Source organism: Rathayibacter sp. AY1D9, from assembly GCF_002932395.1.
In the GTDB taxonomy this organism is placed as follows: Bacteria; Actinomycetota; Actinomycetes; order Actinomycetales; family Microbacteriaceae; genus Rathayibacter.
Genome location: NZ_PSVQ01000002.1, coordinates 120,736 through 132,635, shown reverse-complemented (window position 1 = coordinate 132,635; position 11,900 = coordinate 120,736). Strand labels below are relative to the sequence as shown.

Below are 11,900 nucleotides of genomic sequence, written 5' to 3'. Positions count from 1 at the left end.
ATCAGCCGGCCGGGACGGCCGTGACCACCACGTTGCTGAGGTAGTGGCGGGTGTCGTAGTCGAAGTCGCCGCCGCAGGTGATCAGGACCAGCCGCGGCGGTCCGTCGGCGGCGAACACGGCCGAGAGGTCGACCGTGGTCTTCTCCGTGGTCTCCACCGTCGAGACGGTGTACGCGCGCTCCGCGCCGTCCGCGCCGGTCAGGGTCACGGTCTGGCCCGGGACCGCCTTCTTCAGCTCGACGAACGGCCCGAGGCCGTAGGCGAGGGAGTCGACGTGCGCGGCGATCACGACCGTGCCCTCCGGCTCGTCGAGGCCGGCGCCGAAGCGGTACCAGCCGGCGACCTGCGTGTCGGGCACGAGCTCCATCGTGCCGTCGTCCGCGACTCCGACCGGCTCGACGGCCATGTCGACGGGGAGCCCGTCGACGACGAGCCGCTCGGGAGCGAGCGCGGTGGGGGCGGGGGTCGCGCCGAGCCGGGCGTCCGCCACCGGGACGGACGGCACCGCTTCCGGCAGGGCCGCCGCGGGCGAGGAGGGGACCGTGGCCGGCACCGGCTGCTGGGGCGCCGAGGAGACGGCGGCGGGAGCGGGCTCCACCCGGGACTCCTGCGCCGCGCATCCGGCGAGACCGGCACCGGCCACGATCAGCCCGACCACGGCGAGGACGCGCAGAGGGAAGGGGCTCCGGCTCATGGCGTCCTCCTGGGTCGTGGTCGGGGGTGCCGGGACGGCCGCGCTCCAGCACGGCCGACCCGGCGGTCGGATCCTCGGGTCAGCGACGCGAGGCGGCGGTGCGGCGGCCGATCAGCACGGCGCCGGCAGCGGCGAGGGCGGCGAGCAGTGCTCCGCCCCACCAGCCCGCGGCGGCGTCGGGGCGGTTGTCCGCCGCGAGGCCGGCCTCACCGGCGGGGACGCCCGACGGCGAGGAGTGCAGCCCGTCGATGGTCTGCGTCGCGAGAGCGAGGTTGCCCTTCTCCAGGCTGCCCCAGGCGTAGACGATCGTGTTCACGCCCTCCTGGACCTGCACGTCGGCCGGGCCGATGACCGGCGCGGTGGTCCCGGTCGCGGCGACCACGGTCGAGATCGTGGCCGGGGCGAGGTTCAGCACGCCCTCGTTCGGGTTCGTCACGTTCGTCAGGACGGGCGACCCTCCGGCGAGGATGTCCACGGCCGGAGCGGCGGCGATGTGGCGGACCGTGAGCCGGCCCTCGCCCGCGGCGGTCTTCGAGATGTCATTGGTGAAGAGGGTCGCGGTGGGGGTGTTGTCCGGCTTGAGGTGCGCCGCGACGGTGTAGCTCTTCCCCGCCTCGAGGCTGATGTCGATCGGGCCGATCACGGGGGCGCTGGCGTCCGCGGCGGTGGAGGCCGTGATGGCGACCTTGTAGGTGCCGGTGGGGAGGTCGAGCGGGCCGGCGAGCGAGCCGGGGGTGAAGTCGTCGAGCGTCAGCTTGCCGTCGACGTAGACGTCGACCGGGGTATCGGGGACGGCGTGCAGGACCGAGAGGTCGGCCGAGTCGGCGTCGGCGGCGGCGGCGGGCGTGGCGGCGATGCCGACGACGGCCAGGGTTCCGATGCAGGCACCGGCGAGCAGGCTGCGGGAGAAGCGGGAGGTGGTCACGGTGTTCCTCTTTCACGATGGGACCCGCGTGGGGTCGGGGGGTGGTCGAGAAGGGCCTTCACCACTACTTCCGGCCGAGGCGCCTCCTCGGATGCACCCGGTCTGAGATTCTTCGAAAGAATTCCTGCCGGACACTTCGCGAGCCCCTCGCAGCGCTGGCCCGAGCGCCCGCGCCGGGCTAGCCTCCGACCAGGAGGTGCGGAGGATGGGCAGGCGCGGCGTGGTCCTCCTCCTCGCCGCCGCGGCGCTCACCACGGCGGCGGTCGCGGGCGTGCAGGGCTCCCTCGCCCCCCGGGCGCCGGTCGCCGACCAGGCCGCCGCCGCCTCCGACGCCCCCGCCCAGTGCGACGACGCCCGGGAGCTGCTGGCCGCCTCGTCCGCCTTCGAGGGCGGAGCGGGCGTGCCGGCCGGCCACCTCGTGGCCTGCCTCGACGAGGACCACCGGCGCCTCACGATCCACAACCGCACCCCCGTCGTCTGGAGTCTCGGCGACTCCTCGGTGCGGGGCGTGACGAGCGGGACGGACGGAGTGACGGGGCTGCTGAGCCTGCACGCGTCGCAGTCCTCCTCCGGGCTGCTCCTCGCACCCGGATCGGCGGCCTCGGTCTCGGCCGGCGACGGGAGGATCCGACCGCGGCCCGACGAGCCCTCGACCCGGCTGGAGCTCGCACTCACCGCGGTGGTCGCGGCTCAGGATCAGGCGATCGGCCCCTCCGCCGGTCCCGACAGCATCATGCGCGGCGCCGCGCTCACCTGCGCGGTCGTGGTCGCGGAGTCGGACACCGGCTGGCGGGTGACCTCGCCGCGGGCTCTCGCCGCGGCGGCCGAGGACCCGGTGTGCGCGCGCGACTGGGCCCGCGCCCAGCGCAGCGCGGCGGCCTGGCGGATCGCCCTGCCCGGGCTCGTCGACGCCGTGGAGGCTCCCGGCCGCCCCGAGGAGGACACGGCGCTCCAGCGGGCCGCGGCCGACTGGTTCTCGGCCTCGAGCGGCTACTCGTGGGGCGGAGTCGACCGCCCCGCTCCCCTGCCCTGACCGGCGCCGCGCGCCTCGTCCGCTCGGGAACGCGGAACGGGCCGCCCTCCGCGAGGAGGACGGCCCGTTCGGCAAGAAGTTCGCGGTGTCATCGAGACCGCGCCCTGCTCCGGGAGGAGCTAGCGGCGCAGACCGAGACGCTCGATCAGCGAGCGGTAGCGGTTGATGTCCACATCCGACAGGTAGCCGAGGAGTCGACGACGCTGACCCACGAGCAGCAGCAGACCACGACGCGAGTGGTGGTCGTGCTTGTGCTCCTTGAGGTGCTCGGTGAGGTCCTTGATCCGCTTGGTCAGGACGGCCACCTGCACCTCGGGGGATCCGGTGTCACCGGGGTGGGTCGCGTACTCTTCGATGATCGCCTTCTTGACATCTGCTTCGAGTGCCATATATGGGATCCCCTCTCTCTCGTTGCGCGGTGCCCGGCGCCTGATGCGTGGGCTCTCTTGATCCGCGGCCGTCGAACGGCAACCGGACGACTCTACCAGAGGGAGGGCGGCATCAGGAGCCGGCGGCCCGGTTCCAGAGCACGACGAGCCACGGCGAGACCAGCAGCTGCCAGTAGACGAGCACGAGGACGTTGAGGACCACGCCGATCCAGCCGGCGATCGGCGGACGCTTCTCGCGACGCCGGGCGCGGAGGGTGGAGACGGCGAGCAGGATCCCGGCGAGCAGGACCGCGTGCACGAGCGCGGTGTAGAGCACGCCGACCAGCAGGTCGCTGACGGCCTGGTCGCCCGGGTAGGCGCCGAGCGAGATCAGGGCGTACCAGACGAAGAACGACAGCGGGACCGCGAGGACGGCCAGGAGGACCGAGACGATCCCGGCTCCGTAGCGGCGGAGGAACCCGCGAGCTCCCGAGGCCGTGGCACCGGTCCGAGCGGCTCCGGCGCGGACGCCGCCCGTGGAGCTGCGCCGACCGCCCGTGGCGGCCGCCGCGCGACGCGCGCCCGCCTCGGCGGCGGTGCGGATCGAGCGTCGCGAGGGGGCGGCTCCGGCTGCTCGCGGGGCAGGAGGACCCTGACGCCCGGGCGCGCCGTCGGATGACGTGCTCATGCCTCTCACCCTAGGGGATGACCCCTGAGCCCCCGGATCGGCGCGACGCGGCCCGCCGGGGCGGCGGAGTCAGCAGAATGGAGCGAGTGAGCCAGACCCCCCGCGCCCCCCGGCGCAGCCACGTCCTCGACGTCTCCCCCCTCCGCGAGTCCCCGGCTTTCGCCCGGCTCTGGGCCGGCAACGTGATCTCGGGCATCGGCGGCCAGATGACGATCGTCGCGGTCGGCCTGCACATCTACGAGCTCACCGGATCGACCCTCGCGGTCGCGCTGGTCGGCGTGGTGGCGCTGGTCCCGACCGTGATCGCCGGCCTCTACGGCGGGATGCTCGCCGACGCGTTCGACCGCCGCCTGGTGCTCCTGCTCGCCGCGGTCGTGGCCTGGGGCTCGACCGCGGGGATCGCGGCCCTCGCCTGGCTCGGCGCCGAGACCCCGCTCTCCCTCTACGCGCTCACCGCCGTGAACGCGGTGGCGACGACGGTGATCGTGACCACCCGGATGACGCTGGCTCCGCGGCTGCTCCGCACCGAGCTGGTCCCCGCCGCCGCCGCGCTGGGCGGCATCGCGAGCGGAGTCGAGGTGACCGTGGGGCCCGCCCTCGCCGGCGTGCTGGTCGCCTCCTCCGGCTTCGCGATCACGTACACGATCGACGTCGTGCTGTTCCTCGCCGCGTTCCTCGGCATCGCGGGGCTGCCGGCGCTCGTGCCCGAGGGCGAGCGGCAGCGGCCGGGGCTGGAGTCCCTCCGCTACGGCCTGGGCTTCCTGAAGGGCGCCCCGAACATCCGGATGTCCTTCCTGGTCGACATCGTGGCCATGACCTTCGGACAGCCGCGCGTGGTCTTCCCGGCGGCCGCCGCGGTGCTGCTCGGCGGAGGCGCGGTGACGGTGGGCGCGCTCACCGCCGCTTTCGCGATCGGGGCGCTGATCAGCGGCGTCTTCTCCGGCCGGCTGACCGGGGTCCGCCGGCAGGGCCTCGCGATCGGCCGCTCGATCCAGGTGTACGGAGCGTTCGTGGTCGCGTTCGGCGCGGTCCTGCTCGGTGCCGCACTCGTGCAGCACGACGCGTCGGCGCCGAACGCGGTGCTCATCGCGCTGGCGGCGGTCGCCCTGGCCGGCGCGGGCGCCTCCGACAACGTCAGCTCGATCTTCCGGCAGACGATGCTGCAGACCGCGGTCCCCGACAACATGCGGGGTCGGCTCCAGGGCGTGTTCATCGTCGTGGTGACGGGCGGCCCGCGGGTCGGCGACCTCTACACGGGACTGCTCGCCTCGCTCGCGCTGCTCTGGCTGCCGCCGCTCGCGGGCGGGCTCGCGATCATCGCGATCCTCGCCGCGGTGCTGCGACTCCGACCGGGGTTCCGTGGGTACGACGCCCTGCACCCGACGGCCTGAGCGGAGGGGCGTCTCCCTCGAGCCGGATGGGACAGCGCGCCCGCCCGCTCGGCTCAGGCCGGCGGACGGGCGCGCCGGGGATCAGTCGCCGGAGGCCGCGTCGGCGCCGCCGCCGTCGGTCAGCCGGTCGTCCGAGACCAGTCCGCTGTCGTCGTCGCGGCCCTCGACCCGCACCGGGCGGTAGACGTGGAAGCCGTCGTCGTCGGGCTCCAGCTCCCAGACCACCTCGACCTCCTCGCCGTCGATGTCGGCCAGGCGGGTGAAGGAGCGCTGCGGGGAGCCGTCGATCATCTCGAGGCGGATGCTCTCCTGCTCCGCTCCGCTGTCGAGGATGGCGGTGTACGTCGATTCGGTGTCCATGCCTCGACGCTAGACACGCCCGGGGAGGCGTCGCCACCCCTTGCGGCGGCGCGCGGTCCGCGTAGCGTCGGCACCATGACCGACACCGACATCACTCCCGCCGACTCCGACGACCGCGAGCAGATCACCGAGATGGTGAAGAGCGCCGGGATCGGGCTCCTCACCACCGTCAACGCCACCGGGCAGCTCGTCAGCCGTCCGCTCAAGGCCCAGGACATCGACTTCGACGGCGAACTGTGGTTCTTCACGCAGGACCCGTCGCCCAAGGTCGACGACATCCGCGCGAACCCGAGCGTCAACGTCGCGTTCGAGTCGAAGAAGGGCTACCTGTCCGTGGCCGGCTCGGCGACCGTCGTGCACGACCCGGCGAAGGTGGACGAGCTGTGGTCCCCGGCCGTCGCCGGCTGGTTCCCCGACGGCAAGGACGACCCGACCGTCGCGCTGATCCGCGTCGAGGCCGAGACCGTCGAGCTGTGGGCGACCGACGAGCCCCGTCCGGTCGTGCTGTTCAAGGTCCTCAAGGCCGCCGTCACCGGCGGACAGCCCGACATCGGCGAGAACCGCACCGTCTCCTTCGAGTGATCCCTCCTCCGGGGCGCCGCCGGGGCGCGGCGCCTCGCGGGGACAGGCGTCAGGCGCCGCCGAAGCGCTCGGTGCGGACGCGCTCGGGCGCGTGGCCCTGCTCGACCAGGGCGGTGGCGACGGCCTCGACGAACGAGGTCGGGCCGCACACGTAGACGGTCGGCTCGAGCGAGGCCGGCAGAGCCGCCTCGGCGAGCAGCTCCGGAGTGACGCGGCCGGCCGGACGTGCCGCTCCCGCCGGCGCCACCCGGGTGAAGACGTGGTCCACCGCGACTCCGCCCGTCGCGGCCGGCCGCTCGGCGAGCGCCGCCAGCTCCTCGCGGTAGTAGGCGAAGACGGGCGAGCGGACCGAGTAGAGCAGCTGCATCCGCGCCGCGCTCCCGGACCGGGCGTGCTCGCGCGCCATCGCCATCAGCGGCACCACACCGCTCCCGCCCGCGATCAGCTGCACCGGCTCCGCCTGCTCGGGGCGCCAGACGAACCAGCCGCCGATCGGACCGCGGATCTCGAGCCGGTCGCCCGCTTCGAGGCCGTCGACCAGGTACGGGGAGACCTCCCCGTCGTCCAGCCGCTCGACCGCGAGCTCGACCCGCTCCCCGTCGGCCGGGGCGCCGATCGAGTAGGAGCGGCTCGCCTGGTAGCCGTCGGGCGCGGTGAGGCGCACGTCGAGGTGCTGCCCCGCCAGGTGGCCCGGCCACCCGGGCACGCGGAGCACCAGGAGGCGCGACGTGGGCGTGAGCGGCGCGACCGACTCGGCCACCGCCTCCGTCCACATCACCAGTAGCGCTCCTCTTTCCAGGGGTCCCCGTGCATGTGGTAGCCGTTCTGCTCCCAGAAGCCGGGCTCGTCGCCGGGCATCAGGCGGAGCGTCCGCACCCACTTCGCGCTCTTCCAGAAGTAGAGGTGCGGCACCAGGAGCCGGGCGGGGCCGCCGTGCTCGGCCGCGAGGGGCTTCCCCTCGAACTCGGTGACGACCCAGGCCCTCCCGCCGCGGATCTCGGCGAGCGGGAGGTTCGTCGTGTAGCCGCCGAAGCTCTGCGCCATGACGAAGCCGGCGTCCGTCTCCAGGCCCTCCAGCAGAGTGTCGACCGAGACGCCGCGCCAGCTGGTGCCGAGCTTCGACCACCGGGTCACGCAGTGGATGTCGGTGTGCACGTCCTCGTGCGGGAGCGCGTCGAACTCCTCCCGGTTCCAGCGGCGCACGCCCGCGGGGCCGCCGTCGATGGAGAAGGCCCACTCATGGATGTTCGGGGTGGGCCCGATCGAGAGGACGGGGAAGCCGTTCTCGAGGTGCTGGCCCGGCGGGAGGTCCGGGTCCGCCTCCCTCTTGCCGAAGAAGCCCCGCGTGATGATGCCCATGTCCGCCCTCGTCGTCCTCGGGGCCTGGCCCCGGATCGCTGGAAACCGCTCGTCGCGCTCACGCTACCGCTCGGTGCTACCGCATGCGGGCCCGCCGGGCGAGCCCGGGACCGTGTCGGACGTCGGTGCCAGGATCGGGGCATGAGACGAACCGTCGTGCCGCCGTACCTCCTCGTCCGCATCGCCCGCCTCGACGATCCGGCCTTCGCCCGGGCCGCGCGGGCCGCGAGCCGCTCGCTCGAGCAGGACGTGCCGTTCCGGCGCGTCCGGCCCGGAGAGCCCGCGCCCGACCGCGGGGCGCCGACCGCCGCCGCGACGTCCTCGCCGCGCACCCGCGTGCAGTCGCTCCAGCGCACCATCGCGGACGCGCGTACCGAGGAGACCCTGCCCGGCACGGTCGTCCGCCGCGAGGGCGAGGCGGCCACGGGGGACGCGGCCGTCGACGAGGCGTACGACGGCCTCGGTGCGATGTCGGCCTTCCTGCAGGGTGCGTACGGCCGCGACTCGATCGACGACGCCTGGCTGCCGCTCGACGCGACCGTGCACTTCGGCGACGACTACGACAACGCCTTCTGGGACGGCTCGCGGATGGTCTTCGGCGACGGGGACGGCCAGGTGTTCCGCCGCTTCACCGTCTCGCAGAGCGTGATCGGCCACGAGCTCGCCCACGGCATCACCGAGTACACGGCGAACCTCGTCTACCGCGGCCAGTCCGGGGCGCTCAACGAGTCGGTCTCGGACGTGTTCGGAGCCCTGCTGGAGCAGTACGGCGCCGGCCAGAGCGCCGACGAGGCGAGTTGGCTGATCGGCGAGGGGCTCTTCACCGACGAGGTGCAGGGCACGGCCCTGCGGTCGATGATCGCCCCCGGCACCGCGTACGACGACGACGTCCTCGGCTCCGACCCGCAGCCGGGCTCGATGGCCGACTACGTCGAGACCGACGACGACAACGGCGGAGTGCACATCAACTCGGGGATCCCCAACCGCGCGTTCGCCGTGGCGGCGACGACCCTCGGCGGGAAGGCGTGGGAGCGCGCAGGGCAGGTCTGGTACGACGTGCTGACCGGGGGCGTCCTCACCGCGACGGCCGACTTCGAGGCGTTCGCCGCGCTCACCGTGCAGGCCGCCGCCGAGCGCTACGGATCCGGCTCCGAGGTCGAGGCCGCCGTGCGCACCGGCTGGACGACGGTCGGCGTGACCCTGTCCGCCTGAGCCGGTCCGATCGAGGGCGGAGGCGGGTAGCATCGCGCGCATGGACGTCATCGTGTCGCGCAGCGGCGGAGTCGCCGGCCTCCGCCGGGTGTGGCGGGTCGACGTCGAGCAGCAGCCCGACGAGGGCGCGTGGCGCGACCTGCTCGGCTCGCTCCCCTGGGACGCCGCCGACGGCGAGTCCCCCCGGCGGGCCGACCGCTTCGTCTACGAGATCCGCGTGCAGACGCACCACGTCCGCCTCGGCGAGACCGAGCTCGACGGAGCCTGGCGCGAGCTGGTCGACCGCGTGAAGAAGGCGCAGCCCCGTTAGGAGCTGCGCCTTCGTCGTGTGCTCGGAGCTACTTGGTGCCGAGCAGGTCGATCACGAAGATCAGGGTCTTGCCGGAGAGCGGGTGCCCTCCGCCGGCCGGGCCGTACGCCAGCGCGGGCGGGCAGATCAGCTTGCGGCGGCCGCCGACCTTCATCCCCGGGATGCCCTGCTGCCAGGCGCGGATGAGGTTGTTGAGGGGGAAGTTGATCGACTGGTCGCGGCTCCAGGAGGAGTCGAACTCCTCGCCGGTGTCGTACTCGACGCCGAGGTAGTGGACCTCGACGGTCGAGCCGGGCTGCGCCTCGGCGCCGTCGCCGACGACGATGTCCTCGACGACGAGGGTGTCGGGGGCCGGGCCCTCAGGGGCGTCGACCTCGGGCTTGGTCAGGTATTCGCTGCTCATGCCTCGATCCTACGGCGCTCGGGAGCGGAGTCTGGGAGCGGGCTGCGAGCACTCACTCCACGAGCGTGAGGCGCTGCGTCGGCCGGGTCATCGCGACGTAGAGCGATGCGGCGCCGCGCTCGCCGGTCTGCGCGATGAGGCGAGGGCGGGCGATGATCACGGAGTCGAACTCGAGCCCCTTGGCGTCGTTCGTCGACAGCACGGCGATCGCGCGGTCGAGCCCGGTCGCTCCGCGGCCCACCTCCCGGCCGAACCGCTCCTCGAGGCGCTCGGCGATCGCGGCGAGGTCGTCGTCGGGCGCGATGACCGCGAGCGTCCCCTCCGCCTCGATCGCCCGGTCCTCGACGACGGCCCCCAGCACCCGCTCGGCGAGGCTCGCGTCGCCGCGGTCGCGGATCGTCCGCACCGGCCACTCGGTGGAGCGCACGGCCTCCCCCGGCGTGATCTCCAGCCCGTTCTCGCGCGCCGTCCGCTCGGCGAAGGCGACGATCTGCGCGGGCGTGCGGTAGTTGACCGTCAGCTCCTCCAGGCGCCACGGCGCCGCCTCCACTCCCCGGCCCTGGCGGCCGAAGGTGTCGCGGAGCGCGGCGTCCCAGCTCGAGGCGGCGGAGGCGCCGGACGCCTGCGCGACGTCGCCCACGATCGTGAACGAGCGCATCGGGCAGCGGCGCAGCAGCACCCGCCACTGCATCGGCGAGAGCTCCTGCGCCTCGTCGACCACGACGTGCCCGTAGGTCCAGGTGCGGTCGGCCGCGGCCCGCTCGGCGGTGGTGCCGAGCACCGAGCGCTCGGCGAAGCCGGCCGCGAGGTCCTTGGCGTTGACGAGGCCGTCGACGCCCATGTTGCGGATGGCGGCCTCCGCGTTCTCGACGTCGCGCTTGCGCTGCTCCTTCTCGGCCTTCTTCGAGGCGTCGGCGTGGTCGTCGTAGGCGCCGAGCAGCTCCGCGGCCTCGTCGAGCAGCGGTACGTCGGAGACCGTGAACGGAGCGTCACGGTCTCGGCGGAGGAGGGAGCGCTGCGCGGCGGTCCAGCGCGGCGTGAGGGTCGCGAACCAGTTCGGACGGGCGTAGAGGTCCTGCAGCAGCTTCTCGGGGGTCAGCGGGATCCACGCGGTGTTGAGAGCGACGCGGACGTCGTGGGCGGTCCGCACGTCCTCGCGCAGCACCGCCTCGTCGGCCTCGTCGACCGTGCTGCCGTGGCTCCGCAGCTGATCAGCGAGCTGGCGGGTGAGCTGCGAGAGCAGCGTCTTGACGAAGGAGACGCGCGCCTCGTTGTGCGGCTTGCGGGTGTCACGCGCCCGGGTGATCGCGCGCTCCACGTCCTGCGGCTCCAGACGGAGCTTCTCGCCGTTGACGTCGAGCACCTGGGTCTCGGCCGGGACGGTCTGGCGGGAGCGGACCGCGCGCTTGAGCAGCTCCGCCATCCGCGCCGAGCCCTTCACGCGGGCGACCGCGGGCACGTCCTCCTCGACGAGGTCGAGGCCCGGGTAGAGCTGGCCGAGCGTCGAGAGGACGACACCCGTCTCGCCGAGCGAGGGCAGCACCGCCTCGATGTAGCGGAGGAAGGAGCGTGAGGGGCCGACCACGAGCACGCCGGAGGAGGCGATGCGGTCGCGGTAGGAGTAGAGGAGGTAGGCGGCCCGGTGCAGGGCGACCGCGGTCTTGCCGGTGCCCGGCCCGCCCTGCACGACGAGCACGCCGCGCAGCTCGGACCGGATGATGCGGTCCTGCTCGCTCTGGATGGTCGCGACGATGTCGTGCATCCGGCCGGTGCGCTGCGCACCGAGGGCCGCCATGAGCGCGCCCTCGCCCTGCAGCACGGTGCCCTCGCGCAGCAGCTCCTCGTCGAAGACCTCGTCCTCGAAGCGGAGGACCTCGCGGCCCCGAGTGGTGAGGTGGCGCCGGGCGCGCGTCCCCATCGGCCGGGCGGCGGTGGCCTGGTAGAACGCGGCCGACTGCGGGGCGCGCCAGTCGAGCAGCAGCGTGTCCTGCTCCTCGTCGCGCAGGCCGATCCGGCCGATGTAGCGGTGCTCGGCGTCGGCGTCCGCGAGCGTCAGCCGGCCGAAGGCGAGCCGGTCGTCGGCGCCGGTGAGCGAGCGGATGCGGTCCTCGTAGAGCCGCGCGTAGGCGTCGCGCTCGGAGCGGCTCTGGTGGTTGCCGCCGACGCTCTCGATGCGGACCGTGTCCAGAGCCTCGCGGGCCTGGGCGATCAGCTCGTCGAGGCGGGCGTAGAGCGCCGCCACGTAGTCGCGCTCCCGAGAGAGCTCGGTGGCCTGCACAGTGCTGCCGTCCGTCATCGTCCGCCTTCCGAGGGTCCGCCGCCGCGGGCCGGGAGGCGCGGGATGCGCTCCGGGGGCCGCGGGAAAACAGGCGGTCCAGTCTACCGAGCGATCCGAAGCGGGCCGTGCCGACAGCGGGATCCGGATGCCTCTTGCGCTCGGCGCCGCGGAGGAGCATCCTCTCTCTCACGAAGAGCTCGACGCCCCGTCCGAGCAGCCGGCCCTGCCGCTGCCGCAGGGCGTCGAGCTCTTTCTCGCGGGTGTCCGTCCTCCGTCCGGTCATCGACCGGGAAGAGA

14 protein-coding genes are annotated in these 11,900 nt (G+C 73.7%); 5 read left to right on the top strand and 9 right to left on the bottom strand.

Annotated elements, in window-relative coordinates; translation table 11 throughout:
- Position 1 precedes the first annotated feature (1 nt).
- On the bottom strand, positions 2 to 694 hold the full coding sequence (locus tag C5C50_RS02220; protein WP_104262705.1) for a class F sortase: 693 nt from the start codon (positions 692 to 694) through the stop codon (positions 2 to 4).
- 79 nt (positions 695 to 773) lie between these two features.
- Positions 774 to 1,619, bottom strand: coding sequence for a DUF4397 domain-containing protein (locus tag C5C50_RS02215; protein ID WP_104224813.1), 846 nt, complete (start codon positions 1,617 to 1,619; stop codon positions 774 to 776).
- 205 nt (positions 1,620 to 1,824) lie between these two features.
- Here C5C50_RS02215 and C5C50_RS02210 point away from each other — a divergent pair, with 205 nt between their 5' ends.
- Positions 1,825 to 2,652 (top strand): hypothetical protein, encoded by an 828-nt coding sequence (locus C5C50_RS02210; protein WP_104272748.1) that lies wholly within the window; start codon positions 1,825 to 1,827, stop codon positions 2,650 to 2,652.
- A gap of 119 nt (positions 2,653 to 2,771) precedes the next feature.
- Here the strand turns inward: C5C50_RS02210 and rpsO are convergent, their stop codons facing one another.
- Entirely contained in the window at positions 2,772 to 3,041 is a 270-nt protein-coding gene (gene rpsO, locus C5C50_RS02205) for a 30S ribosomal protein S15 (protein WP_068252328.1), read from the bottom strand.
- A gap of 112 nt (positions 3,042 to 3,153) precedes the next feature.
- A complete protein-coding gene (locus C5C50_RS02200; protein ID WP_104272747.1) occupies positions 3,154 to 3,708 on the bottom strand; it encodes a hypothetical protein in 555 nt (184 codons plus the stop codon).
- Positions 3,709 to 3,794: 86 nt separating this feature from the next.
- Here C5C50_RS02200 and C5C50_RS02195 point away from each other — a divergent pair, with 86 nt between their 5' ends.
- Positions 3,795 to 5,099 carry an MFS transporter gene (locus tag C5C50_RS02195; protein ID WP_258067608.1) on the top strand — a complete coding sequence of 435 codons (1,305 nt, stop codon included), beginning with the start codon at positions 3,795 to 3,797 and terminating at the stop codon, positions 5,097 to 5,099.
- Between the two features lie 81 nt (positions 5,100 to 5,180).
- Here C5C50_RS02195 and C5C50_RS02190 read toward each other — a convergent pair whose 3' ends face one another.
- Positions 5,181 to 5,459, bottom strand: a complete 279-nt coding sequence (locus tag C5C50_RS02190) for a hypothetical protein (RefSeq protein WP_104224817.1) — start codon at positions 5,457 to 5,459, stop codon at positions 5,181 to 5,183.
- Positions 5,460 to 5,534: 75 nt separating this feature from the next.
- On the opposite strand from C5C50_RS02190, the gene C5C50_RS02185 reads away from it, so the two are divergent.
- The gene (locus C5C50_RS02185) at positions 5,535 to 6,041 is read left to right on the top strand and encodes a pyridoxamine 5'-phosphate oxidase family protein (RefSeq protein ID WP_104224818.1); all 507 of its coding nucleotides are present in this window, start codon (positions 5,535 to 5,537) and stop codon (positions 6,039 to 6,041) included.
- Between the two features lie 49 nt (positions 6,042 to 6,090).
- On the opposite strand, the gene C5C50_RS02180 is transcribed toward C5C50_RS02185, so the two are convergent.
- Together C5C50_RS02180 and C5C50_RS02175 are read right to left on the bottom strand one after the other, a co-directional pair.
- Complete coding sequence (locus C5C50_RS02180) at positions 6,091 to 6,816, bottom strand: ferredoxin reductase (RefSeq protein ID WP_104226284.1); 726 nt, start codon at positions 6,814 to 6,816, stop codon at positions 6,091 to 6,093.
- On the bottom strand, positions 6,816 to 7,400 hold the full coding sequence (locus C5C50_RS02175; RefSeq protein ID WP_104224820.1) for a molybdopterin-dependent oxidoreductase: 585 nt from the start codon (positions 7,398 to 7,400) through the stop codon (positions 6,816 to 6,818). Before C5C50_RS02175 ends, C5C50_RS02180 begins: the two co-directional genes overlap by 1 nt.
- A 141-nt stretch (positions 7,401 to 7,541) precedes the next feature.
- Between C5C50_RS02175 and C5C50_RS02170 the strand changes: the two genes are divergently transcribed.
- The gene (locus C5C50_RS02170; RefSeq protein ID WP_104257230.1) at positions 7,542 to 8,612 is read left to right on the top strand and encodes a M4 family metallopeptidase; all 1,071 of its coding nucleotides are present in this window, start codon (positions 7,542 to 7,544) and stop codon (positions 8,610 to 8,612) included.
- Positions 8,613 to 8,652: 40 nt separating this feature from the next.
- Positions 8,653 to 8,922, top strand: coding sequence for a protealysin inhibitor emfourin (locus C5C50_RS02165; RefSeq protein ID WP_104272746.1), 270 nt, complete (start codon positions 8,653 to 8,655; stop codon positions 8,920 to 8,922).
- 28 nt (positions 8,923 to 8,950) lie between these two features.
- Here C5C50_RS02165 and C5C50_RS02160 read toward each other — a convergent pair whose 3' ends face one another.
- Both C5C50_RS02160 and C5C50_RS02155 read right to left on the bottom strand, forming a co-directional pair.
- Entirely contained in the window at positions 8,951 to 9,325 is a 375-nt protein-coding gene (locus C5C50_RS02160) for an FKBP-type peptidyl-prolyl cis-trans isomerase (RefSeq protein WP_104272745.1), read from the bottom strand.
- A 52-nt stretch (positions 9,326 to 9,377) separates the two neighbouring features.
- Positions 9,378 to 11,621, bottom strand: a complete 2,244-nt coding sequence (locus C5C50_RS02155) for a UvrD-helicase domain-containing protein (RefSeq protein WP_104226279.1) — start codon at positions 11,619 to 11,621, stop codon at positions 9,378 to 9,380.
- Positions 11,622 to 11,900: the final 279 nt, after the last annotated feature.

What these genes read in the sequence shown, in the direction of transcription:
- C5C50_RS02220 (WP_104262705.1), bottom strand. Translation starts at nt 694, where the DNA reads ATGAGCCGGAGCCCCTTCCCTCTGCGCGTCCTCGCCGTGGTCGGGCTG.
- C5C50_RS02210 (WP_104272748.1), top strand. Translation starts at nt 1,825, where the DNA reads ATGGGCAGGCGCGGCGTGGTCCTCCTCCTCGCCGCCGCGGCGCTCACC.
- rpsO (WP_068252328.1), bottom strand. Translation starts at nt 3,041, where the DNA reads ATGGCACTCGAAGCAGATGTCAAGAAGGCGATCATCGAAGAGTACGCG.
- C5C50_RS02200 (WP_104272747.1), bottom strand. Translation starts at nt 3,708, where the DNA reads ATGAGCACGTCATCCGACGGCGCGCCCGGGCGTCAGGGTCCTCCTGCC.
- C5C50_RS02190 (WP_104224817.1), bottom strand. Translation starts at nt 5,459, where the DNA reads ATGGACACCGAATCGACGTACACCGCCATCCTCGACAGCGGAGCGGAG.
- C5C50_RS02185 (WP_104224818.1), top strand. Translation starts at nt 5,535, where the DNA reads ATGACCGACACCGACATCACTCCCGCCGACTCCGACGACCGCGAGCAG.
- C5C50_RS02180 (WP_104226284.1), bottom strand. Translation starts at nt 6,816, where the DNA reads ATGTGGACGGAGGCGGTGGCCGAGTCGGTCGCGCCGCTCACGCCCACG.
- C5C50_RS02175 (WP_104224820.1), bottom strand. Translation starts at nt 7,400, where the DNA reads ATGGGCATCATCACGCGGGGCTTCTTCGGCAAGAGGGAGGCGGACCCG.
- C5C50_RS02170 (WP_104257230.1), top strand. Translation starts at nt 7,542, where the DNA reads ATGAGACGAACCGTCGTGCCGCCGTACCTCCTCGTCCGCATCGCCCGC.
- C5C50_RS02165 (WP_104272746.1), top strand. Translation starts at nt 8,653, where the DNA reads ATGGACGTCATCGTGTCGCGCAGCGGCGGAGTCGCCGGCCTCCGCCGG.
- C5C50_RS02160 (WP_104272745.1), bottom strand. Translation starts at nt 9,325, where the DNA reads ATGAGCAGCGAATACCTGACCAAGCCCGAGGTCGACGCCCCTGAGGGC.
- C5C50_RS02155 (WP_104226279.1), bottom strand. Translation starts at nt 11,621, where the DNA reads ATGACGGACGGCAGCACTGTGCAGGCCACCGAGCTCTCTCGGGAGCGC.